Origin of the sequence: Flagellimonas marina, from assembly GCF_042651185.1 — a bacterium.
GTDB classification, from domain to species: Bacteria; Bacteroidota; Bacteroidia; order Flavobacteriales; family Flavobacteriaceae; genus Flagellimonas; species Flagellimonas marina.
The window spans coordinates 373,732-395,071 of sequence record NZ_JBHSCL010000002.1 but is presented as its reverse complement, the minus strand read 5'-3'; the positions used below and the strand labels follow the sequence as shown (position 1 = coordinate 395,071).

At 41.8% G+C, this 21,340-nt stretch carries 20 protein-coding genes; 15 read left to right on the top strand and 5 right to left on the bottom strand.

The genetic code is table 11. The annotated features are described in order from the left end of the window. Window positions 1-2 precede the first annotated feature (2 nt). Window positions 3-674: a bifunctional 4-hydroxy-2-oxoglutarate aldolase/2-dehydro-3-deoxy-phosphogluconate aldolase gene (locus tag ACFOWS_RS01935; RefSeq protein WP_379762244.1), complete on the top strand. Its 672-nt coding sequence runs from the start codon at window positions 3-5 to the stop codon at window positions 672-674. A 9-nt stretch (window positions 675-683) separates the two neighbouring features. On the opposite strand, the gene ACFOWS_RS01930 is transcribed toward ACFOWS_RS01935, so the two are convergent. After that, entirely contained in the window at window positions 684-1,601 is a 918-nt protein-coding gene (locus tag ACFOWS_RS01930) for a hypothetical protein (RefSeq protein ID WP_379762243.1), read from the bottom strand. Between the two features lie 120 nt (window positions 1,602-1,721). Continuing rightward, window positions 1,722-2,519, bottom strand: a complete 798-nt coding sequence (locus tag ACFOWS_RS01925; RefSeq protein ID WP_379762241.1) for a hypothetical protein — start codon at window positions 2,517-2,519, stop codon at window positions 1,722-1,724. A gap of 90 nt (window positions 2,520-2,609) precedes the next feature. Between ACFOWS_RS01925 and ACFOWS_RS01920 the strand changes: the two genes are divergently transcribed. The 10 genes from ACFOWS_RS01920 (at window position 2,610) to ACFOWS_RS01875 (ending at window position 13,389) form a co-directional block, all read left to right on the top strand. Beyond that, complete coding sequence (locus ACFOWS_RS01920) at window positions 2,610-3,458, top strand: helix-turn-helix domain-containing protein (RefSeq protein ID WP_366585219.1); 849 nt, start codon at window positions 2,610-2,612, stop codon at window positions 3,456-3,458. Between the two features lie 99 nt (window positions 3,459-3,557). Then, the gene (locus tag ACFOWS_RS01915; protein ID WP_379762240.1) at window positions 3,558-5,084 is read left to right on the top strand and encodes a serine hydrolase; all 1,527 of its coding nucleotides are present in this window, start codon (window positions 3,558-3,560) and stop codon (window positions 5,082-5,084) included. A gap of 5 nt (window positions 5,085-5,089) precedes the next feature. Next, complete coding sequence (locus ACFOWS_RS01910; RefSeq protein WP_379762239.1) at window positions 5,090-6,550, top strand: amidohydrolase family protein; 1,461 nt, start codon at window positions 5,090-5,092, stop codon at window positions 6,548-6,550. Window positions 6,551-6,875: 325 nt separating this feature from the next. After that, complete coding sequence (locus ACFOWS_RS01905) at window positions 6,876-7,811, top strand: DJ-1/PfpI family protein (RefSeq protein ID WP_379762238.1); 936 nt, start codon at window positions 6,876-6,878, stop codon at window positions 7,809-7,811. Window positions 7,812-7,813: 2 nt separating this feature from the next. Beyond that, complete coding sequence (locus ACFOWS_RS01900; protein WP_379762237.1) at window positions 7,814-9,127, top strand: sialidase family protein; 1,314 nt, start codon at window positions 7,814-7,816, stop codon at window positions 9,125-9,127. Next, window positions 9,124-9,618 carry a hypothetical protein gene (locus ACFOWS_RS01895; RefSeq protein WP_379762235.1) on the top strand — a complete coding sequence of 165 codons (495 nt, stop codon included), beginning with the start codon at window positions 9,124-9,126 and terminating at the stop codon, window positions 9,616-9,618. The genes ACFOWS_RS01900 and ACFOWS_RS01895 overlap by 4 nt, the downstream gene beginning before the upstream one ends. After that, window positions 9,615-10,511 carry a hypothetical protein gene (locus tag ACFOWS_RS01890; protein ID WP_379762233.1) on the top strand — a complete coding sequence of 299 codons (897 nt, stop codon included), beginning with the start codon at window positions 9,615-9,617 and terminating at the stop codon, window positions 10,509-10,511. Before ACFOWS_RS01895 ends, ACFOWS_RS01890 begins: the two co-directional genes overlap by 4 nt. Before the next feature lie 128 nt (window positions 10,512-10,639). Next, window positions 10,640-11,071: a DoxX family protein gene (locus ACFOWS_RS01885; RefSeq protein WP_379762231.1), complete on the top strand. Its 432-nt coding sequence runs from the start codon at window positions 10,640-10,642 to the stop codon at window positions 11,069-11,071. Between the two features lie 259 nt (window positions 11,072-11,330). After that, the gene (locus tag ACFOWS_RS01880; protein ID WP_366585206.1) at window positions 11,331-11,720 is read left to right on the top strand and encodes a response regulator; all 390 of its coding nucleotides are present in this window, start codon (window positions 11,331-11,333) and stop codon (window positions 11,718-11,720) included. A 217-nt stretch (window positions 11,721-11,937) separates the two neighbouring features. Further along, entirely contained in the window at window positions 11,938-13,389 is a 1,452-nt protein-coding gene (locus ACFOWS_RS01875; RefSeq protein ID WP_379762230.1) for an ATP-binding protein, read from the top strand. Between the two features lie 2 nt (window positions 13,390-13,391). Here the strand turns inward: ACFOWS_RS01875 and ACFOWS_RS01870 are convergent, their stop codons facing one another. The 3 genes from ACFOWS_RS01870 to ACFOWS_RS01860 all read right to left on the bottom strand — a co-directional run bounded on the left by ACFOWS_RS01870 (window position 13,392) and on the right by ACFOWS_RS01860 (window position 16,075). Continuing rightward, window positions 13,392-14,336: a threonine ammonia-lyase gene (locus ACFOWS_RS01870; protein WP_379762229.1), complete on the bottom strand. Its 945-nt coding sequence runs from the start codon at window positions 14,334-14,336 to the stop codon at window positions 13,392-13,394. Between the two features lie 54 nt (window positions 14,337-14,390). Next, the gene (locus tag ACFOWS_RS01865; protein ID WP_379762227.1) at window positions 14,391-15,302 is read right to left on the bottom strand and encodes a universal stress protein; all 912 of its coding nucleotides are present in this window, start codon (window positions 15,300-15,302) and stop codon (window positions 14,391-14,393) included. Window positions 15,303-15,385: 83 nt separating this feature from the next. Continuing rightward, window positions 15,386-16,075, bottom strand: a complete 690-nt coding sequence (locus ACFOWS_RS01860) for a Crp/Fnr family transcriptional regulator (protein WP_379762226.1) — start codon at window positions 16,073-16,075, stop codon at window positions 15,386-15,388. Window positions 16,076-16,196: 121 nt separating this feature from the next. Between ACFOWS_RS01860 and ACFOWS_RS01855 the strand changes: the two genes are divergently transcribed. From ACFOWS_RS01855 to ACFOWS_RS01840, 4 genes are all read left to right on the top strand, one after another. Then, the gene (locus ACFOWS_RS01855; protein ID WP_379762225.1) at window positions 16,197-18,569 is read left to right on the top strand and encodes a heavy metal translocating P-type ATPase; all 2,373 of its coding nucleotides are present in this window, start codon (window positions 16,197-16,199) and stop codon (window positions 18,567-18,569) included. Between the two features lie 71 nt (window positions 18,570-18,640). Continuing rightward, entirely contained in the window at window positions 18,641-18,850 is a 210-nt protein-coding gene (gene ccoS, locus ACFOWS_RS01850; RefSeq protein WP_379762224.1) for a cbb3-type cytochrome oxidase assembly protein CcoS, read from the top strand. Window positions 18,851-18,852: 2 nt separating this feature from the next. After that, on the top strand, window positions 18,853-21,057 hold the full coding sequence (ccoN, locus tag ACFOWS_RS01845) for a cytochrome-c oxidase, cbb3-type subunit I (protein ID WP_379762223.1): 2,205 nt from the start codon (window positions 18,853-18,855) through the stop codon (window positions 21,055-21,057). 97 nt (window positions 21,058-21,154) lie between these two features. Further along, complete coding sequence (locus ACFOWS_RS01840; RefSeq protein WP_366585190.1) at window positions 21,155-21,340, top strand: CcoQ/FixQ family Cbb3-type cytochrome c oxidase assembly chaperone; 186 nt, start codon at window positions 21,155-21,157, stop codon at window positions 21,338-21,340.

The window sequence follows — 21,340 nt, the reverse complement described above, 5'->3', positions numbered from 1 at the left end:
AAATGGCAAGATATACACGGATTGAAGTAATTAACGCAATGATGGGAACAGGAATGGTGCCCTTGTTCTACCACCCCGATGTCGGGGTGGGAAAGAAGGTGCTGAGGGCCTGTTACGATGGCGGTGCCCGGCTGATGGAGTTCACCTCCCGGGGCGACTTCGCCCATGAGGTGTTCACGGAGCTCAACAGATATGCGCTAAAGGAACTCCCCGGGATGATGATGGGGGTGGGTTCGGTGACCGATGCGGCTTCGGCCTCGCTCTACATGCAGTTGGGGGCGAACTTTGTGGTGACGGCCTCGCTGAGGGAGGACGTGGCGGTTGTCTGCAACCGCAGGAAGGTTCCCTATAGCCCGGGCTGTGGCTCGTTGACGGAAATAGCAAGGGCGGAGGAACTGGGCTGCGAGATCGTGAAGCTTTTCCCCGGCTCAACCTACGGTCCCGGATTCGTGAAGGCCATAAAGGGCCCACAGCCATGGACGAGCATCATGCCCACTGGGGGTGTGAGCACCGATGGGGACAACCTGAAGGGCTGGTTCGATGCGGGGGTGGCCTGTGTTGGACTGGGCTCGCAACTGATCAGCAGGGAAACCATCCAAAATGGGGATTTCAAAGGGTTGGAGAACAATGTGCGCAAGACATTGGCCTTGATAGCCAAGATTAAAAAAGACTGATTTTGAGGTTTATTTTTTAGGTTGAATTTTGGAGATATAGATATTGTTAACTCCTTCAATTTCATCAAAAGGTTTTCCACTTGAAAAGAAAAAATAACTACTGTCCAAGGTGACCGAAGCACTGTCTTCGTAAAATTTGGAATTGATGGAATCACCTAAAAGAATTGGTTTTTGCCAAGCACCATTCTTTTTATGGGACATATAGATGTCATCTCCACCCAAACCATTTTTTCGGATAGAACTGAACAATAAAACAGAATTGGCCTGGTTAATATGGCTGGGCCATTCACCACTTTCATCTGTGTTTATGGGATGCTTCAATTTTTGAATGTTCTGGAAAGAGTGATTCACATAATCAGCGCTATAAATATCCCATGTTCCATCCCTATTGGAAGAAAAATAGGCACTCCCGTTGGAATTCATCGTCAAACAACAATCTTGATATTCTGAATTAATAGGATTTCCCAAAGGTCTGGCTGTTTTTTCCAGAAAGTGGTATTTTCCATCATGTTCAATTTCCCAGATGTTCCATAAGTTGGTGCTATTTCCGTTCTTAAGTTGGAATTTATTGGTAAAAAAAGCTTTTGAATAATCCGGGCTAAAGGAAATGCCTGCCTCATAGTCACTTTTAGTAATCTCTAATTTTGTTGGTGGAGTCCATTGATTGTTTAAAAATTGTGAGATATAAAGACTGGATTTCGAGTACTTTTTATCGCTACGCGTAAAAATGATTACCTCTTTTTGTGGCGAGATGTAAGAAAGACTCTCATGGTTTTCCTTGGTGGAAATCAGCCCTTCCTCAAATAAAGTGACCCCTCTTGCATACTGCAGCAATGCATCCGAAGACTTTCCTGGTCCACAAGATGATATGGGAAGTAAGAATATCCCAAGTAATACAGAGCCAACCCATTTCTTTCCCAGAATCATTTTTTATTCAATAGGTGAGCTTCCACCGTTGTTTGACTGATTTTTATATTTTAATTGTATTAGAAAGTCATTGGACTCTAAAATAGGTATTGGATAGGTAGGTTGTAATATTTTCATAGTCTATTTTTTGAACCAGTAGTATGTTCCAAAGGCTTTGGGGTCAAAAACCTTGTCATCTAAACTTGGGTGCAGGTCGATATCGTTGTACCGTTCTGTTTGAATGAGGTGCCCATCCACATGAAACTCAATCCAAGTCTCCATCCAATGCCCTTCAATGTTTTTAAAGTCATCGTATTTTACCTCATAAAGCTCTCCTTGTTTGCCTTGACTGAACCTCCGAACCACATAAAGTTCTTCGGCATCCATCCAGATTTGGGGCTTGCTGGTGTCATTTGGGGTGGACCCCAAAATATAAACCGGTCTTTCCTTGTAGGTGGAAGTGCTGAAAATTGAAGTATCAATCCCTAAACTTTTAAGCCGTTCCAAAGTCTCGGCAGTGGAGTAATGAAAGAGGCCGCCTTCCAAAATCAAAAACTCCTGTATTTCTGGACCACTGTGTACCAAGGAATCCCCTCGGAATACATAAATACTGTCGTTCCGATTAATGTTGGCGTTTCGATTCTTGGAGTCGCCAAAATCTATTCTGAATTCTTTGGGATACCGAATGGCCTCATACCAGGTTGAAGTATCTTGCGGCTGGCCTTTTTCGTCAAAGAAAATGGTCTCCTGAACAAAGGTAAACTCAGCAATTTGGTCTTCACTTTTTTGGGTTTTAATAAAATTGACCAAGGCTTCTACTGAAGCAATGGGATTTTCTTCCGCGGATGTTTCTTTCTTGTTTTTACATGAAACCACGCAAAGCGAAATCAAAATAATAAGTAGGGCATTCCTATTTGGCATTTTTAGGGTACTTCTCATAAGCTAATGTTAAAAATGTCAAAATTAAGAAGGGCGTTGGGTAACAAATTGTACTTTTTGGACACCTGTACGGCAAAATTATGAGCTAAGATGTATTTCAAAGAGTACTATCCAGACCAATTTTTTTCAAGGTATATCGACAGTTATTTTACCGTGGATACCTCCTTGGTCTATGAGGATATTACAGATATTGTGGTGCCCGACGGAACTTTTGGACTGTTGTTCATTGATTCCCAAAATTCCATTCGGCGGAATACCTCCACAGAGGGCCCGCCCATAACCTTGAGCCGGACTAGTTTGTTTGGGCAAAAGACAAAACCGGTCAATTATTACTATTCTCCGGGCAAGACCACTTCTTTTGGAATCAAGATAAACCCAGAAGGACTGCCTTTGTTTTTGGATTACAGCTACAAAGAGCTCAAAAATCTTTTTGTAGAATTGGACGGTCTGGCGGACAAGGATTTAATGGAACTGGAGGAACAGGTCTTTGAGCAACCCTATGTGCAGGGTAAAATCAAGGTTGTGGAAACGTTTCTTTTGAAACGAATTTCCAAATTAAATTCAGAACCGGATTATCTTTTGTTTTCTGCCCTGGTGGAGCACATTAAAGCGAAAAAGGGAGAAATACGCTCCCATATGTTGGCAGCAGATTTCAACATCAACTACAAAAAGATGGAGCGTTTGTTCAAATTTTACATGGGCATTGCTCCCAAAACCTACATCCGTATTATTCGGTTCAATGCCACCATACATTTACACGGTCAACTGACCGATTTAAACCTCACCCAATTGGGTAATGAGGTAGGCTTTTTTGACCAATCTCATTTTATAAGGGAGTTTAAATCATTTTCTTCCTTGACCCCCAAGGATTTTTTCGGAAAAAAACTATCCACTTCTGAAGAAGCGCTCATGAACATCATTGCACAGCGCTGGAACTGATTTCTGTCCAATTTTTACAATTTTGAGGTGGGACTCCCGAGTAGATTTGCTTTTTGAGCTATATGTAAAGAGACAACAGCACAGCAGCAAGCACCAAACATGATGGGAAGCAAAAACAAGGCAGTATTCAGGGCATTCATTGCTTTTTTATTTTTTCAAGCATTTGTCTATGGACAAGAATTTTATACTGAACTTGAATCGGAACTTCAGGCCAAATTGAACTACATTGTGCAAGAGAATCAACTTCCCGGAGCAACATTTTCCCTCTTGCTTGATGAGCAGCATCAAATTACCTTGGCGGCTGGTTTTTTGGATACCGATGAAAAAATTCCCATGAAGCCAAATACCAAAATGCCTGCTGGCAGTGTCGGAAAAATTTTCTTTGCTGCGGTGGCCTTAAAGATGATTGAGGAGGGCAAACTGGATTTGGAAGATAAAGTGGCTACCTTTTTGGGAAATACAGAGTGGTATCCCACTTTTCCTAATCATGCAGATATTAAAATCATCAACCTGATGAACCATACCTCGGGTTTGCCAAGACATTTGTTTCAGCCGGAATTTTTGGAAGATTTTGCAAAAGACCCCAAAAAGAAGCGAGCACCAGTAGATTGTATTCAATCCGTTGCCAATAAAGAAGCGGTGCATCCTGTGGGGCAGGGTTGGGCCTACTCCGATACGAATTTTATCTTACTGGGATTGATTGTGGAGAAAATAACGGGTCGTGATTATTACGATTTAATTCAGGAGCAGATTCTAGTTCCCTTACAGTTAGATTTAACGGTACCGCAGCAAAAGGATCCAATAAATGGTTTGGCGCAAGGATATGTGGGTTCCAATAATCCATTTGGTCTCCCTAAAAAGGTTCTGGATGAAAATGGGCATCTGGTTTTAGACCCTTCGTTTGAATGGGCTGGTGGTGGTTTTGTCAGCAACCCTTCGGATTTAACAAAGATGCTGAAGTTCATCCATGAAGGTGATTATCTGAATGAAGATACCAAGGCTAAACTGAAAAAAGCGGTGAGCATGTCAACTGGTCAAGCCTTTGATAATGGGTATGGATTGGGAACCTTTGTTTGGAGCAAGAGGAACGATACCCGATACGGGCATTCGGGATTCTTTCCAGGATATGTGTCGCATGTGGAGTATTCCCAAAATCGGCAATATGCCTTGGCCATTCAAGTGAACGCTGATAGTAGTTATGCCTATTTGCAGCAGTTTTTACATGACCTTGAAGAAATTGTGGACAACTACTTGGACCGAATCGATGACCATAACATCCGGCAAAATTTTAAAAGGCAGGAAGACTGTTGGAACAATTCCAATATCGAATGCTATATGGAAGCCTATGCCGTATCAGAACCCATACAAACCGCCTCTCGGGGTGGTATAACCTATGGTTATGAGAATATTATAGGCGATTATAAAAAATACTTCCCTAAAGAGCGTATGGGTAAATTGTATTTTGACAAAATCAAAACAAGACGGTTGAGTGCAAACTTGTATTTTGTGACAGGGCGTTTCAATTTAAAATTTTCCGATAGGGAGGAACTGAGTCGAGGCTGGTTTTCCGTAAACATGAAAAAAATTAAGGGCAAATGGTACATGATCACCGACCACTCAAGTTAAACCCAATGAAGAAACTGTTATTTGCCACTGCTTTAGGTTTTCTGCTGATTTCATGCACTAAAAAGGAAACACTTTCCGGAACTATTTTGGTTGAAAACGTATCTATTGTTGATGTGGAGACCGGGGAATTGCTTCCCAATCAAAATGTGTTGATTCAAGGTGATACCATTTTGGATATTAGAACAGCAGATGGCAATGTGGATTATGAAGTCGGTACCGTAATTGAAGCAGAAGGCAAATTTTTGATTCCGGGATTATGGGACATGCATACCCACCCAGATGACCCAGAGGTTTGGCGGATGAATCCTAAACAGGAGGAAAAAGACCGATTGATGCCCTTATTTGTAGTGAATGGGGTAACGGGTATCCGTGATATGGGAGGCGATATAAAATTGGTCCAACGATGGTGCAGCTTGTACAAAGAAGGAAAGCTGTTGGCTCCAAAAATCTTCGCAGGCGGCCCCTTATTAGATGGCCCAAACCCCATGTGGGATGGTTCAGTGGGGATTAATTCACCTGAAGAAGCAAAACAAGTGGTAGATTCCTTGATTGCTGAAGGAGTCGATTTTCTAAAAATATATTCCCTATTACCTAGAGAAACCTATTTGGCCGTGAGTGACTATGCCAATGAAATCGATTTTCCATTCGTGGGCCATGTGCCGTACACTGTACCTCCTTCCGAAGCCGCCCAAACCGGAATGAAAAGTCAGGAGCACCTGTTGGAAATCCTCAAAGAATGTTCTGACGCCCCAACCGAGGAATTTATGGCATCCCTTCAAGCTATCGATGATCGCATTGAGCGCTCCAACCGACTTAATGATTTTAGGTTGAATACCTTCAACACTTCCAAAGCAGATTCATTGTATGGTGTTTTCAAAGAATATGATATTTGGCATTGCCCCACTTTGAGTATGTGGTACAAAAATGCGTGGTACGAAGATGAAATACCAAAGGATGCAGATTTGGTGGAATATCTGCCTCCCTATTTGAAGGCGTATTGGACCCCAGAACATAACGACCATCTTCAGTATCGGGATAATAAAGACTTCATAAAAACCAAGCAACGGCTTTACGAGCTTTATCTAAAAATGGTCAATAGAATGAACCAGAAGGGTATTAGAATGCTTGCAGGTACCGATATGGGTGCCAACCCCTTGTGCCATCCTGGTGTTGGCCTTCATAATGAGCTATCGGCTTTTGTAGAAGCAGGACTTACACCTACCGAAGCACTTAAAACCGCTACCATAAATCCTGCTTTGTTTTTTGAGATTCAAGAAGAATATGGTACGGTGTCCCAAGGAAAAATAGCAGATTTGGTTTTGCTCAATGGCAACCCTCTGGAGGACATCAACCATGTACGAAAAATTGATTTGATCATTAGGGACGGGCAGGTGATTGATTCGGCCAAAATAGCCGAGATTAAGAATTCCATCAAAGCGGAAAATGCATATCCTTGGAGGGAATAGGTTGATACTTCAGAAAAGCTGTTCGCTAAATTGGAATACGTTGTTAATGAAGGGTTAATGTCCAAATTATACAATTTACGGTAGTGTATGGGTAGTAAGTTGGTTGGAAATAATTTCTACCAACATGTTAAAAAACGTGCTTTTTATTTGTATACTGGGTGTTTTTCTTGCCACCTATTCTCAAAGCTCCCCCCAGATTCAAATCCCAAAATATAGTGTGCAATATGTCTGTCCCCCCTGCGGGTGTTCCAAAGATGGTCAACTGTTTGATGCACCTGCAATTTGCAGCGAATGTAATATGGCGTACACCTCTCAATTAACAGGTATGGAAGATAAACCGAGAAACACGATTTCTAGAAAGACTGCGGCCATTGTATTGTTTAATGGTGCGGACATTATGGATGTTACCGGACCGATGTCGGTATTTGAACATGCTGGATTTAATGTTATCACCGTAGCAAAAAATACCGAGGCAAAGGCAATAGGAATGTATATGAGGTTGTCCCCCGATTATACGTTTGCCAATCTTCCACAAGTAGATATAATAATGGTGCCTGGAGGCGGGGCGGCAGAATCCAATCAAGATATGGAGATTGTACAATGGTTAAAAGAAAGAGCAGGTGAAACGGATACTATGTTTTCCGTGTGCAGTGGCGCATTTTTTTTAGGATTGGCGGGATTGCTGGATGGTAACGAGGCCACCACCTTTGCTTCACTCATACCAAACCTTAAAGCACAGTTTCCCAATGCTAAGGTTTTGAATGATGTAAAATATACCAACAATGGGCACATCATTACGTCATCCGGACTCTCTTCCGGAATAGATGCTTCTTTTGAAGTAGTTGCCAAATATTATGGGGTTGGACGAGCCCAAGATGTGGCCAATAGAATGGAATATCCGTGGAAGCGCAAGCAGGATTATGCGCGGTCACAATTGGCGGATAATTTTATTCTTAGCATGGGAGATTTAGTAAGGCGTTTTGCCACAAAATATCATTTTTCTGAGGGTGACATGACCACTTGGGAATACAAATATCTGCTTTGGGAGGGAGTGGATATTGACGAGTTTATGAAATTCATGGGGAATGAATTTCAAAAGCTTCCTGAATTTACTTTGGAAATAGAGACCCCTAACGAGTTGATAGGAGAATATACCCATCCTGTTTTAGGAAGAGGTCAGGTGGAATTGATTTTGCAAAGTACTGACCAGGGTGTTGAAGCTTCAGTGCGGGCAAGAAGGAAGCAACCCTATAATTTTTGAAAATGGGAACAAGGTCAAAGATTTGTATTAGCGGATTTCTTTTTGTGCTGTTGGGATGTTTGGGAAAGGCACAGACCTCTCCTGAGTTTGTCAATTTGGATTCTTCAAAGGATATTCTTCCAGGGAAAAATGTTGCCATTCCATCTCAACTTGAGACTTATCCCTTGGTAGAACCCACCATTATTTCCCACCAAAATGATAACAACCATCTCCTTGCGGCCGCAATGGTAGTCACGGATATCAATGACCCGTACCAGAGTTGTCGATTGTCCAGTTTTGTTTCAAAAGATGGGGGCAAAACATGGAAAGAAACTGCACATAACTATTGGGGGTATGATCCATGGGTGGCGTTATTGCCCAACGGGAAAGCAGCCTTAAGTTGGTTGGGAACCCCTAACAGTTTTAAAGGTCAATTTCCTTTGGTCATTTTTACTTCAAATGATGGCGGGGAAAATTGGGATTCATCGGTAGAGGTGTTTTCTGGTTTGGGCCATGGACATGATGGAACAAAATTGGTGGGGCACAAGGATGCATTTTATCTGACTACAGTACAATTCAATACCAATATGGGAGCTGATGTAGTGCTTTATGAGTCCAAAAACAATGTGAGTTTTAAGAAAGTGGCCACTATTGATGGGCAAGGAAGGCGACTTAACTTTTGTGAACCGGCCATTCTCACCAACGGTAGGGTAGTGGTGCCCACCATGCATGGCCAAGGAAAAATTTGGACCAATATCTATAACCCCAAAACCCAAGAAATGTCAGAACGCTACGTGGTGTCCCATAATCCAAAACTGGGAAGGGGGTACGCTAGAATGGCTTCGGATGTGGGTGCACAATCAAAATTTACTGATAGAATTTATTTTGTCAGGGCCGTGGCCGATGGGTCAAGTAGTCAAGGCGTTTGGTTGAACTATTCCATGGATCAAGGAAAAACATGGACATCAGAAAAAAGAATAGACCTTTTTAACAATGGCAGGCCAAGTAAGGCCAATGTGCCCAGTGTGGCTGTAAACAAAGATGGCGTGGTTGGAATTTCTTGGGTTGATGGACAACATTCCGACGACCAGAAATCGTATGATGTCTATTTTTCCATTTCCAAGGATGGCGGGGAGCGTTTTCAACGTCCAGTTAGAATAACCGAAGTCAGTTCCAACCCACGAACCGAAGACAATGCCGATGTGGCCAACAAATTTATTGGAGGGGGGCATTATCTGGGGTTAACGGCCAAACCCGATGGTAGTTTTCAATTGATTTGGAGTGATAGTAGGACAGGAATGTTCAAACTTCAGACCTGTAATGTAAAAATTAAATGAAACAATTTGCACTGTTCTTTTTGGTCTTGATAAGCCTTCAGGCGAATGAAGCACAGCAAAAAGACCTAAATGGGTTAGTGTCCCAAATGTCTGGTGCTTTTATATGGGAAATGACCAAGCCAGCATCCCAAACCATGATTAGAAAGGGGGAACGGACTTCAGAACCTTATTTTGAAGGGCAATTGTTCATGTTCAGGGAAACATTTTTTGATTCTAAAATTGAACAAGTGGGATTTTTTGGATATGACACAAAAGAAAAACAAGTGCTCAGCGTGGGACTATACAATGTGGACATGGGGCCACATATTTTAAAAGGGACTCCTGAAAAGTTGGATAAAGGCTATCTGGTGACTTTTTTTGAGAAGGATAAAAAGATTGTGCTCCATATTGAAAACAGGGAACATCATTTTTGGAAGTACTACTCAAAGAACGGTGACCAATGGATGGTTGATGATCTACAAATTGATTTTTACAGAAATCCCAAAGAATGAAGTGGATTGTTGCTTTGGTGTGTTTTTTTCTTGGGTTCTCTGGATGGACACAAGCATTTCAACCCTTTCCAGAAAATCATAATCGATTGGTACAAGGGATTGATTTTTCTTCAGACGGAAAAGTATTGTACATGGCGCTTCCCCATAAAGAAAGAGTACAACAATTAGGAGTTCTCGATGTTGAAGATGCCCCCAGATTGGCTTTATATCAGTCAATAAAAACAAAAAATGGATGGGAAGAACCTGTACTTTTAAAAATCTCGGGAAAATACAAAGATTATGAACCGGCCATTTCCCCCAAGGGAGATATACTTTTCTTTAACTCCAATAGGCCTTTGAACGGTAATCAATCCCATGAAAAGAACAATATCTGGTATTCTAAATTTGAAAATGGAAGTTGGGGACAACCACAAAGCTTGCACAAAATCAATACTCCGGATGAAGAACAGTCTTATACGGCAATGGCGGAAAACGGGAAACTCATTTATACTGCGGAGGTAATCCAAAATGGTAGGCCGCACTTTGCTTTATTTGAAACCGTTTTTGAAGGCAGGGCTACCAAAGTTGGAAAGGTCATTGAGTTTCCGGGATTTAACAAAAATGCTTCCGACCCTTGGATTTCCCCAAACGGAGATTATTTAATTTTCACGGGTTTCGATTTGGAGGATTGGCAAAACACATGTAACCTCTACATTTCTTTTAATCAGTATGGAAAATGGACTATGCCAAAGGAGATAGAGGAATTGAACAGTAAAGGACCCGACTTTTCACCCGCAGTATCACGTAATGGGAAATGGATATTCTACCGCAAAAATTACGAATTCCAACAGCGACACTTTAAAAAAATACTAAAAGGATATTCTAGAAAGCGTACGGAAGATAATGTCCAATAAATACAATTTTAGTTTGTTCTACAATACTATTTTTCCTTAATAATCAAACTCTTGGTTGGTTGATTGCTTGATTGCTGATTGCCCGTTTATCCAAGTAGACGGGCTTTTTTTTTGGTTAAATAGACGATATGAATGGTATTTTAAAAAAGGTTTTGGCCACTGATATGGATGTCACGCCAACCATCTTCGCCCATGGGGCGCAAAAACTCTTCGGGATATGGGGCGGACATGGTCCCTCATGGACTGTTGTGGCTTGGCAACAATGGTGGAACATTCCTCCTTTCTTAACATACACTGTAATCGGTATTGAATCATTTGGAGCCATTCTGCTTATTCTTGGCTTGCTTACCCGTATTTTGGCATTTTTGATTGGGGCAGTCATGTTGGTAGCGGTTTATCTGGTTCATTTTCACTGGGGGTTTTACATGAACTGGTATATGCAGCCCCAGATTGGTGAGGGATATGAATATCATCTTTTGGTTCTTGCTTTGGTGATTGCCCTTATGTTAAAGGGTGGAGGACGGTGGTCCTTAGATGGATTGCTACACCAAAAGTTGTAAACTGCCCTTGAAAAATACGGTAAACTTCTATTTCCAGTTTGGCTCTTGGAACTAAAATTTTATTTCAAAACAGAGGTTGAAGAAAAAAATGTAAGAAAAGAATTACTTTACATAATAAAAGATGTGGTATTATCGTCTTATTTACAATAAGAAACCATAAATGATGTTTCAATTAATTGATAAAAATCAATTTTTTAGTCATTTTAGTATATCTTTAAAAGAGCAATTAGCTTAAAAAACCATATCAACTAGACTTATTATGTACAAGGAAATTTATTTGGTCGATGATGAGGACCTTGTAAACACAGTGAATGCAATCCATTTCAGAAGAATGGGAATGGAAGACAAACTCAAGAGTTTTACAAACCCCGAACTAGCCCTTGACGACCTCAGATTTAGAGATAACCCGAATACAAAAACATTAATTCTTCTCGACATTAATATGCCGGAAATGAGCGGATTCGAATTTTTGGAATTCATGCTTTTGGAAGATTTTCCAGAGACCAATGAAGTGCTGCTGGTTACATCTTCCGAATCTGATGAAGACAGGGAAGAAGCCAAGAAATACGAAAAATACGTTAAGGAATTTATCACAAAACCATTGCGTATTGAGCATTTGGAGGACTACCTTCAAGGTTCGTATACCTAGGTTTGGTTGACCGCATCCAAATCACCTAGATGTTAATCAATTTCAGTTGTTTTTAGATTTTGTCCATAATGCCATAAAAAAAAGTGTTTTTTTAGGATATTTGATTACATCTTTAGGTCAAACTAAAGATTAAAGCAAAAAAACTATTTTTTAGGTCTTGTTGGCAAATTGTTCCCCTTTGCAACATGCTATATTGGTAGTAGAAAAGTTTGTAACGGTGAAAACAAAGCAGGTTAGAGTACAGAATACAATTGAAATTGTTGAGGATGGTCGTGATGTGGTCTGGGCGATGGACAAGGATTTCCTCTTAACAACATTCAACCATTCGTTTCGGGAAAAGTTTAAGGAGGAGCTGGGTAGTGAACCCCAAGTTGGGATGAATCTGCGACCTATTTATAAAGAATCCATTTTTTTTAGTTCTTGTACCAAAGGGTGTGAGCGCGCATTGAATAGCAATGCCACAACAGCGAAACACACTGTGGACCAAAGTGGAACTACCCGTGTGAACGAATTTGCATTTCAGCCGTATATGGACAAATCCGGTGCAATAATGGGCTGTTGCATCTGGCAAAAAGATGTGACCCAAGAAGTTGAGAATATTCAGCGACTGGAGGAAAGTGAAAAAAAATACGGAGAGGTCCAAGAAATAACCAATGTGGGCCATTGGAGCTGGGATATGTTGAAAAATGAGATAACTTGGTCCGATCAACTTTTCAGCATCTTTGGGCAAGTGCCTGGCCAGTTTGAAGCTACCTACGAAGCCCTAATGGAAATCATACATCCGGAGGATCGACAACTTTTTAATGAAGATGTTGAGCGGTGCATTAAAAAAAATGTGATGCACGATATTGTCCATAGAATTGTTATCAATGAGGGTGAAGTGCGCTATGTGCACCAAAAAGGGAAGGCTTATTATGATGAGGAAAAAAAGCCGTATCGTGTGTCCGGGACCACACAAGATGTAACCAAGGATGTGCAGGCCAATCAGCAGATTGTGCAGCAGAACAACGAACTACAAAACTTTGTCCGAATCATCTCCCATAATCTTCGAGGGCCTATTTCAAACTTGCTCATGCTTTCAAAAATATATGAATGGGGCAAGGATGAGGAGAATGATGATATTGTTAGGAAAATTGAGAATACCACAGAGGCGCTAGACCAAACCATTAAGGACCTCAACCTTTCACTATCCATGAAGAATACCGATAAGGAAAGATTCAGACAGGTTAGGTTGGCCGAGGTAATAAAGGATGTGGATGTGTTGCTTTCTGAGGAAGTGTCCAAAACCCAGGCGGTAATCCGTACAGATTTCTCACAAGTGGAATCCATTTTGGGACTCAAAAGCTATTTTGTCAACATTTTCTATAACCTTATCATGAATTCCATAAAATACCAACAAGAAGGGTTGTCACCTTTGATTACCATTTTTAGCCAAAAGGTGGAGGATGGTGTAATTTTGAGTATTTCGGACAATGGTATTGGCATCGAACTCACACCAGAAAAGGAAAGGAAGATTTTTGATATGTACGGCAGACTCAGCGGGGCTACAGATGGTAAAGGATTAGGTCTTTATTTGGTCAAGACCCAAGTAGAGGCCATGGATGGAAAAATTTCCGTGCAAAGTACCAAAGGTGACGGGACCACCTTTACATTACATTTCCCCAAATAATATCAGTTCTTGTTGAAAGGCAAATGATTTAAATCAACATTGCCACCAGAAATGATGATTCCAATCTTTTTATCCGTGAACTGATTTTTCTCCTTGAGCACAGCGGCAAAAGCAACGGCGCTAGAGGGTTCACAGACAATTTTTAAACGTTCCCAGAGCAATCGCATCGCTGCTACAATTTCTTCCTCCGTCACCCTTATAATTTGCTCCACATGTTGTTGTATGATGGGAAAATTTCGATCACCCAATTGTGTTTTAAGCCCATCCGCAATAGTATTTATGCTTGCATTGGTCTCTATGTGCCCGCTTTGTAATGAGCGATACGCATCATCCACTTCAAAAGGTTCTGCGCCAATCGTCTTACAGGATTTTCCAAAGTAATGGACGGCAAGAGCAGTACCGGCAACCAGTCCACCACCACCAACTGGGGTTACTACATAATCCAAATCAGGATATACTTCCAATAATTCCATGCAGGCGGTACCTTGGCCTAAAATAACATCGTCATCATTGGAGGGGTGTATAAAAGTGGCACCCTTCTCTTCTTCAATTTGTTTGGATGCCTGCTCACGAGCTTCCAATGTAGGTTCGCATTCCATCACTATGCCGCCATACCCTTTTACCGCATTTATCTTTACCTGCGGCGAGGAATTGGGCATAACAATATAGGCTTTAACTCCTAAGCTTTGGGCAGCCAAGGATAGCGCTTGGGCAAAATTTCCGGAAGAATGGGTGACTACTCCGTTTTGCTTTTGTGCTTCGGAAAGCTGCATAATTGCGTTGGCGGCCCCACGCATTTTAAAAGCCCCCATTCGCTGAAAGTTTTCACACTTAAAATAAAGTGAACATCCCATCATGGTGTCGATAAGACGAGAAGTTAAAACAGGGGTGTTATGGATAAATGGTTTTATCCTATGATGGCAATCAATGAGTTGCTGTTTGTCCATGAAGAATCCGTATCCTTATTATCAAGAGCATAAAGATAGGAACCCTTTCGTTAATTAAGAGGAATGGTATGCCTGTTCATGTACCTCATCATCTTCGCTCGGAGAAACCCCTTCCATCCCCAATTCTGGAATTACGAACAACGGTATTTGCGTATGAAAAGCGGTTCTTTTTACAATGGGCTTCCGGGTCATTTTTTCCATATAGCCATGCTGATAGTTGAGCAGGGCCAGCAAATGGATGTCCAGTTCCTTGGAGAAAATTTCCAAGGTTTGTGAAACAGAATGGATTTCTGAAACGGTATGCACGTAATGTTCCACATCTTTTAAATACCTGCGCAACATGTTGAGGTTGAACTGTTGTAGTTCAGTCAGGGCCTTTATGCCATCTTGCACATGCACAATCCGTATACTAGCGTTGAACATGTTGGCCATTTCTATCAAGGGGATAAGCTCCGAAATGGTATAAAAACGATTAAAATCCGTAGCAAATGCAATTTCTGACGGGGTGATGAACTCGAAATGGCGGGGTATCGCCAAAACAGGACATTTTTTGGTGTTCTTAATAATCCGGACCGTATTGCTGCCCATAAAAACCTCATCTATGCCCGAGGCACCCTTAGTGCCGGTGACCACCAAATGGATTCCCAAAGAATCCACAAGGCTCTTAACTTCTTCAACCAATAGATTAAATGAGGAAACGGTCTCAAAGTTATGGTTCGGATTCCCATATTTGCTCTTTATTCGGTCTACCGTTTTTTTTAGACTTCTCTCCGAGGCGTCCCTTACGGCATCAACAATGCGCTCACCGTCAATCATTTTGGCCATGAACCTACTGCTTGGAATTACGGGCGTGTACGTATTGAGCAGGTAAAATGTACAACGCTTATTGCGAAACAATTGCATGGTGTAATCAATGGCATTCCATGCATTTTCCGAGAAATCTGTAGGGATTAAAATCTTTTGCATCTAACTAAGATTAAGATGCTATAAAATTACCGCTATGCCCAAGGGAATTCTATGACAATTATCAGCTTTTGAAAATAGATGCTTTAAAAGCCCTCAACGAGCTCCTTAAGTTTGCACTCATCTTTGATGCCGATTTTCTTGCCAGAGGTGCGAATCACCCCTTTTTTCTTGAATTCAGAGATGATTCTGATGGCAGATTCAGTGGCCGTTCCCACTACATTGGAAATATCCTCTCTTGAAAGGGTCAGGGCCAAAAAACCATCCTCGTCTTCTCCAAAGTTGTTTTTAAGATAAAGGAAAGCCTCGGCAATTCGTTGCTTAACGGTCTTTTGTGAGATGTTGACAATAACATCGTCGGCCTCCTTAAGATCGTGGGCCATGTGGCGCAATACTTCTAAAGTAAAATTGGGATTGGATTGAAGGGTATGGGTAATGCTATCCTTTGGAATAAAACAGACCTCCATATCGCTAACAGCAATGGCAGAGAGATTGGTGACTTCTTCCGAGATCACAGATCGTTGCCCCATTACTTCACCTTTAGATGCCAGTTTTACAATCTGGTCCTTGCCCTTGGCACTCAGCTTGGAAAGTTTGGAAACTCCATTCCGGACACAATACACCCCATTAAGTTTGTCGCCTTCTTCAAAAAGTGGTTGACCCTTCTTAATAATCTTGGTGGTCTTGGAATCGGAAACCTTTTTAAGTTCCTCCTTGCTCATGGCCCGTAAGGAATTAAATTGTCGAACAATACAATTCTCACATCTACTTTCCATAACTGACTTTAATTTACCTGACACTACAAATGTAGGGGTAATCCCTTGATTAAAAACTGATAAATGTCATGTTTTCAGAGAGAAGACTATTGCACATTTGTGCCAGGTAAAGCAAATGTAAATGACAAATATAAGCTGTTATCATTGTGGAGATGACTGCGGAAGAAATGTGGTGCAGTTTGATGAGAAGGACTTTTGTTGCAACGGTTGCAAGTCCGTTTATGAGATTTTTACGTCCAATGGTCTCGCTTCGTATTATGACATAGAGGCCAAAGCAGGGAATTCACCCCATGAAGTTCAAAAAAAATATGATTTTCTGGACAACCAGGAAATTGTGGAACAGCTGGTGGAATTCAATGAAGAAGGAATGCAAGTGGTAAGCCTGAGTATTCCATCCATTCATTGTAGTTCCTGTATTTGGGTGTTGGAAAATTTAAATCGGCTCCATCCATCCATTGTAGCTTCCCAGGTTGATTTTCCCAAAAAGACCATTCGCGCTACCTACAAAACAGATGGGTTTTCACTAAAAGCCCTGGTGCTGCTCTTGGGGAGCATTGGATATGAACCTAACATTTCGTTGGATAGTTATGCCAAGCAGGAAAATAAGGTGGACCGCTCCCTGATCTATAAATTGGGCGTGGCGGGATTCGCCTTTGGAAACGTTATGTTGCTTTCATTCCCCGAATATTTTGAGGTGGAAGAATTTTGGTTGGAGCAATATAAGCAGGTCTTTCGATGGTTGATGTTTGTCTTTTCCCTGCCCGTCGTCTTTTATGCGGCGCAAGATTATTTTATATCTGCCTACAAGGGATTGCGGTCCAAATTATTGAATATTGATGTGCCCATTGCCTTGGGAGTACTCACACTTTTTGTGCGAAGTACTATTGATATTGCCTTTGATTTGGGTTCTGGCTTTTTTGACAGCCTAACCGGATTGGTGTTTTTCTTGTTGTTGGGGAAATTCTTTCAGCAAAAGACCTATGCCTATCTCTCGTTTGAGAGGGACTACAAATCCTATTTTCCCATTGCTGTAACCAGACTGAACCACGGTGGGAAGGAAGAGAACGTACAGATTTACAAAATTGAGAAAGGCGATAGAATCTTGGTCAGGAGCCAAGAGATCATTCCTGTGGATTGTGTGTTGGTAAAGGGCACCGCTGAAGTGGACTACAGTTTTGTCACTGGGGAAGCCCAAGCCATTTTTAAAGAACCGGGCGATAAACTTTTTGCAGGCGGCAAACAATTGTCTGGAGTTTTAGAGGTTGAGGTGTTAAAATCCGTTTCCCAAAGCTATCTAACGCAGTTATGGGGAAATTCCGTTTTCACAAAAGATAAGGCAAGTCAATTTCAAACCATTACGGATAGCATAGGCAAACGGTTTACCATAGCCGTGTTGAGTATTGCCTTTTTGGCAACGATTTTCTGGCTTTTTCATGACCCTAGCTTGGCCTTGAACGTCTTTACGGCGGTTTTGATTATTGCTTGTCCTTGTGCCGTAGCGTTGGCTGCCCCATTTACGCTGGGAAATATGGTCCGCATCTTTGGAAAGCACAAATTCTACCTCAAAAACACCAATGTTCTGGAGCGATTGTCCAAAATTGATGCCGCTATTTTTGATAAAACCGGAACCTTGACCACCAATCAGAAGGATGCCATCTTTTATGAAGGTATGGAATTGACCGATACGGAAACAGCTTTGCTGAAAACTACCCTAAGGGCCTCGAACCATCCGTTGAGTCGTTACTTGTATGACATTTTAAAGTCCAATGCCATCATGACGCTGGATGAATTCCAAGAAGATACCGGAAAGGGCATTGAGGGAAGAGCGAAACAACATTCCATAAAAGTAGGTTCTGCAGCCTATGTGGGCAGTAAAACATCCAGCTCTTTAACGAATACCGAGGTCTATGTAAGCTCAGATGAAGATGTAAAAGGCCGTTTTGTGTTCAAGAACAACTATCGGGATGGGTTGAAAGAGGTATTTGCTCAATTGGGCAATAAAATGGAATTGGGCATCCTTTCTGGTGATAACGATGGGGAAAGGGCACAATTACAGGACATATTCCCAAACAATACCCAGATGCTCTTCAACCAAAAGCCAGAAAATAAGTTGGAACACATTCAAGAGTTACAGAAGAATCATAAGGTGCTTATGGTGGGTGATGGATTGAACGATGCCGGCGCCTTGGCGCAGAGCGATGTGGGGGTGGCTGTTTCGGAAAATGTGAATGTCTTTTCCCCGGCCTGTGATGGTATACTGGATGCATCCAACTTTACCAAGCTGCCCACTTTCTTGGAACTTTCCCAAAAGTCCATGAAAATCATAAAAATGAGTTTCCTTTTTTCATTGTGCTACAACCTCGTAGGACTCTATTTTGCTGTAACCGGTCAGTTGCAGCCCGTCATTGCAGCCATTTTAATGCCCTTGAGTTCCATTAGTATTGTGGTGTTTACAACGCTTTGCACCAATTTTTTAGGAAAACGATTAAAATAATTAGAAAGCTGATATATGTCATTTTTTTCACCAAATCACCACAGTAGTTTTACCCCGAAATTCAAACAGGTATGAGTGTCATTTATGTGTTATTGGCCATAAGTATATCGGTGGCCGTGGTCTTTTTTGCTGTCTTTGTCCTATCGGTCAAAAGTGGACAGTACGACGACACCTATACCCCTTCAGTTAGAATGCTTTTTGATGATGAATTGGTTGACAAGGCCGATACACCGGAAAGGAGTACTAAAAGTATCAAACAAACGAAAAGTACAAACCAATAAATATGGAAATTCAACAGTTCCACTACGATAACAAAATCGTTCAAAAGTTCCTATACGCCACCATGCTCTGGGGTATTGTAGGTATGTCGGTTGGCCTTTTGCTGGCCTTTATGTTTTTATTCCCCAATATTACGGATGGCATTTCATGGTTAAGTTTTGGTCGCTTGCGACCCTTACATACCAATGCGGTCATCTTTGCCTTTGTGGGTAACGCCATTTTTGCCGGGGTGTATTATTCTCTTCAGCGATTGCTAAAGGCCCGGATGTTCAGCGATGTGCTTAGTAACATCAATTTCTGGGGATGGCAATTGATCATTGTGGCTGCGGCCATTACCTTGCCGTTGGGGTACACTACATCCAAAGAATATGCTGAATTGGAGTGGCCCATAGATTTGGCCATTGCCGTGGTTTGGGTAGTCTTTGGTTGGAACATGATCGGAACCATTTTAAAACGGAGACAGCGACACCTCTACGTGGCTGTTTGGTTCTATTTGGCCACTTTTGTTACCGTAGCGGTACTGCATATTTTTAATAGCTTGGAGCTTCCAGTAACAGCTTTAAAAAGCTACTCGGTTTATGCAGGGGTACAAGATGCCTTGGTGCAGTGGTGGTATGGCCACAATGCCGTGGCGTTTTTCTTGACCACACCATTCTTGGGACTGATGTACTATTTTGTGCCCAAAGCTGCCAACAGACCTATTTATTCTTATCGATTGTCCATTGTGCACTTTTGGTCATTGATTTTTATTTATATCTGGGCTGGACCCCACCACTTATTGTATTCTTCGTTACCTGATTGGGCACAAAATCTAGGTGTGGTTTTCTCCATTATGTTGATAGCACCATCTTGGGGCGGTATGATCAATGGATTATTAACGCTTAGGGGTGTTTGGGACAAAGTCCGTACCGATGCTACCTTAAAATTCATGGTGGTTGCCATTACCGGTTATGGTATGGCCACGTTTGAAGGACCCATGCTTTCATTGAAAAACGTAAACGCCATTGCCCACTTTAGTGACTGGATCATTGCCCACGTGCACGTTGGTGCTTTGGCATGGAACGGTTTCCTAACATTTGGTATGGTCTATTGGTTGGTACCGCGAATGTTCAAAACCAATCTATATTCAAAAGGATTGGCAAACTTCCATTTTTGGATCGGTACTTTGGGTATTGTGCTCTACGCGCTTCCCATGTACGTCGCCGGGTTTACCCAAGCCTTAATGTGGAAGGAATTCAACCCAGATGGAACCTTGGTATATGGTAACTTCTTGGAAACAGTGACCCAAATCATTCCTATGTACTGGATGCGGGCGATTGGAGGCAGTTTATACATTCTGGGCATGTTCGTGCTACTTTACAATATTGTGATGACCATTCGTTCAGGAAGCAAAGTGGAAGATGAATTGGCAGAAGCCCCAGCTTTGGCAAGGGTAGCCAAAAGACGGGTGGCAGGGGAGACCTTCCACAATTGGTTGGAAAGAAAACCGGTACAATTGACCATTTTGGCCACAATAGCCATTCTTATTGGAGGGGTGGTTCAGATAGTCCCCACCATTTTGGTAAAATCAAACATTCCCACCATTACCAGTGTAAAACCGTATACGCCACTTGAATTGGAAGGCAGGGACTTGTATATCCGTGAAGGTTGTGTGGGATGTCACTCGCAAATGATCAGACCATTCCGAAGTGAAGTAGAGCGCTATGGTGAATACGCCAAGGCAGGAGAGTTTGTCTACGACCACCCGTTTCTATGGGGTAGTAAACGTACTGGCCCTGACTTGCTTCGGGTTGGAGGTAAATATTCAGATAATTGGCACTTAAACCACATGTATGATCCTCAAAGTACCTCGGCAGGTTCCATTATGCCAGCCTATCAATGGTTGGTTCGAAACGAGCATGATCGCAGTGGAGTTCAGGCTAAAATGCGGGCCATGGTAAAATTGGGCGTGCCGTATTCTGATGAGGACATAGCCAATGCAACACAGTCCATGGCAGAACAGGCTCAGCAGATAGAAGAGAATCTGTATACCGACCCCGAGTTTGTAAAAACGTATGAAGCTGACAAGAAATATGCGGAAGAAAACGGATTGGAATTTGTAGAAATGCGTGATCGTGAGATTGTGTCATTGATTGCCTACCTACAGCGGTTGGGTACGGATATAAAGATTAAGGAAACAGGTGAACTGTTATCAGAAAATAAAGAGTAAAAAGAAATCATGAATCAAGAGTCAAGAAACAGGACTAAAATTAAAATGACTTTAAAGTCTTATGTCTTCATTCTTGACTCTATAATCTAATACAACCATGTTGAAATTTGTAAAGAACCATATGGAAACCATTGAAGGCGTGGCCAACTACCCCATGATTTCCTTAATGATTTTCTTCATATTCTTCGTGCTTCTTTTTTGGTGGGTTTTTACTGCATCAAAAGCACATATAAAAGAAATGGGCGAATTACCATTGGACAACGATCAACACCACAAACTATAA

Bases quoted from the DNA above. Each gene is read 5' to 3' on its own strand.
- ACFOWS_RS01935 (WP_379762244.1), top strand. From the start codon at position 3: ATGGCAAGATATACACGGATTGAAGTAATTAACGCAATGATGGGAACA.
- ACFOWS_RS01930 (WP_379762243.1), bottom strand. From the start codon at position 1,601: ATGATTCTGGGAAAGAAATGGGTTGGCTCTGTATTACTTGGGATATTC.
- ACFOWS_RS01925 (WP_379762241.1), bottom strand. From the start codon at position 2,519: ATGAGAAGTACCCTAAAAATGCCAAATAGGAATGCCCTACTTATTATT.
- ACFOWS_RS01920 (WP_366585219.1), top strand. From the start codon at position 2,610: ATGTATTTCAAAGAGTACTATCCAGACCAATTTTTTTCAAGGTATATC.
- ACFOWS_RS01915 (WP_379762240.1), top strand. From the start codon at position 3,558: ATGATGGGAAGCAAAAACAAGGCAGTATTCAGGGCATTCATTGCTTTT.
- ACFOWS_RS01910 (WP_379762239.1), top strand. From the start codon at position 5,090: ATGAAGAAACTGTTATTTGCCACTGCTTTAGGTTTTCTGCTGATTTCA.
- ACFOWS_RS01905 (WP_379762238.1), top strand. From the start codon at position 6,876: ATGGAAGATAAACCGAGAAACACGATTTCTAGAAAGACTGCGGCCATT.
- ACFOWS_RS01900 (WP_379762237.1), top strand. From the start codon at position 7,814: ATGGGAACAAGGTCAAAGATTTGTATTAGCGGATTTCTTTTTGTGCTG.
- ACFOWS_RS01895 (WP_379762235.1), top strand. From the start codon at position 9,124: ATGAAACAATTTGCACTGTTCTTTTTGGTCTTGATAAGCCTTCAGGCG.
- ACFOWS_RS01890 (WP_379762233.1), top strand. From the start codon at position 9,615: ATGAAGTGGATTGTTGCTTTGGTGTGTTTTTTTCTTGGGTTCTCTGGA.
- ACFOWS_RS01885 (WP_379762231.1), top strand. From the start codon at position 10,640: ATGAATGGTATTTTAAAAAAGGTTTTGGCCACTGATATGGATGTCACG.
- ACFOWS_RS01880 (WP_366585206.1), top strand. From the start codon at position 11,331: ATGTACAAGGAAATTTATTTGGTCGATGATGAGGACCTTGTAAACACA.
- ACFOWS_RS01870 (WP_379762229.1), bottom strand. From the start codon at position 14,336: ATGGACAAACAGCAACTCATTGATTGCCATCATAGGATAAAACCATTT.
- ACFOWS_RS01865 (WP_379762227.1), bottom strand. From the start codon at position 15,302: ATGCAAAAGATTTTAATCCCTACAGATTTCTCGGAAAATGCATGGAAT.
- ACFOWS_RS01860 (WP_379762226.1), bottom strand. From the start codon at position 16,075: ATGGAAAGTAGATGTGAGAATTGTATTGTTCGACAATTTAATTCCTTA.
- ACFOWS_RS01855 (WP_379762225.1), top strand. From the start codon at position 16,197: ATGACAAATATAAGCTGTTATCATTGTGGAGATGACTGCGGAAGAAAT.
- ccoS (WP_379762224.1), top strand. From the start codon at position 18,641: ATGAGTGTCATTTATGTGTTATTGGCCATAAGTATATCGGTGGCCGTG.
- ccoN (WP_379762223.1), top strand. From the start codon at position 18,853: ATGGAAATTCAACAGTTCCACTACGATAACAAAATCGTTCAAAAGTTC.
- ACFOWS_RS01840 (WP_366585190.1), top strand. From the start codon at position 21,155: ATGTTGAAATTTGTAAAGAACCATATGGAAACCATTGAAGGCGTGGCC.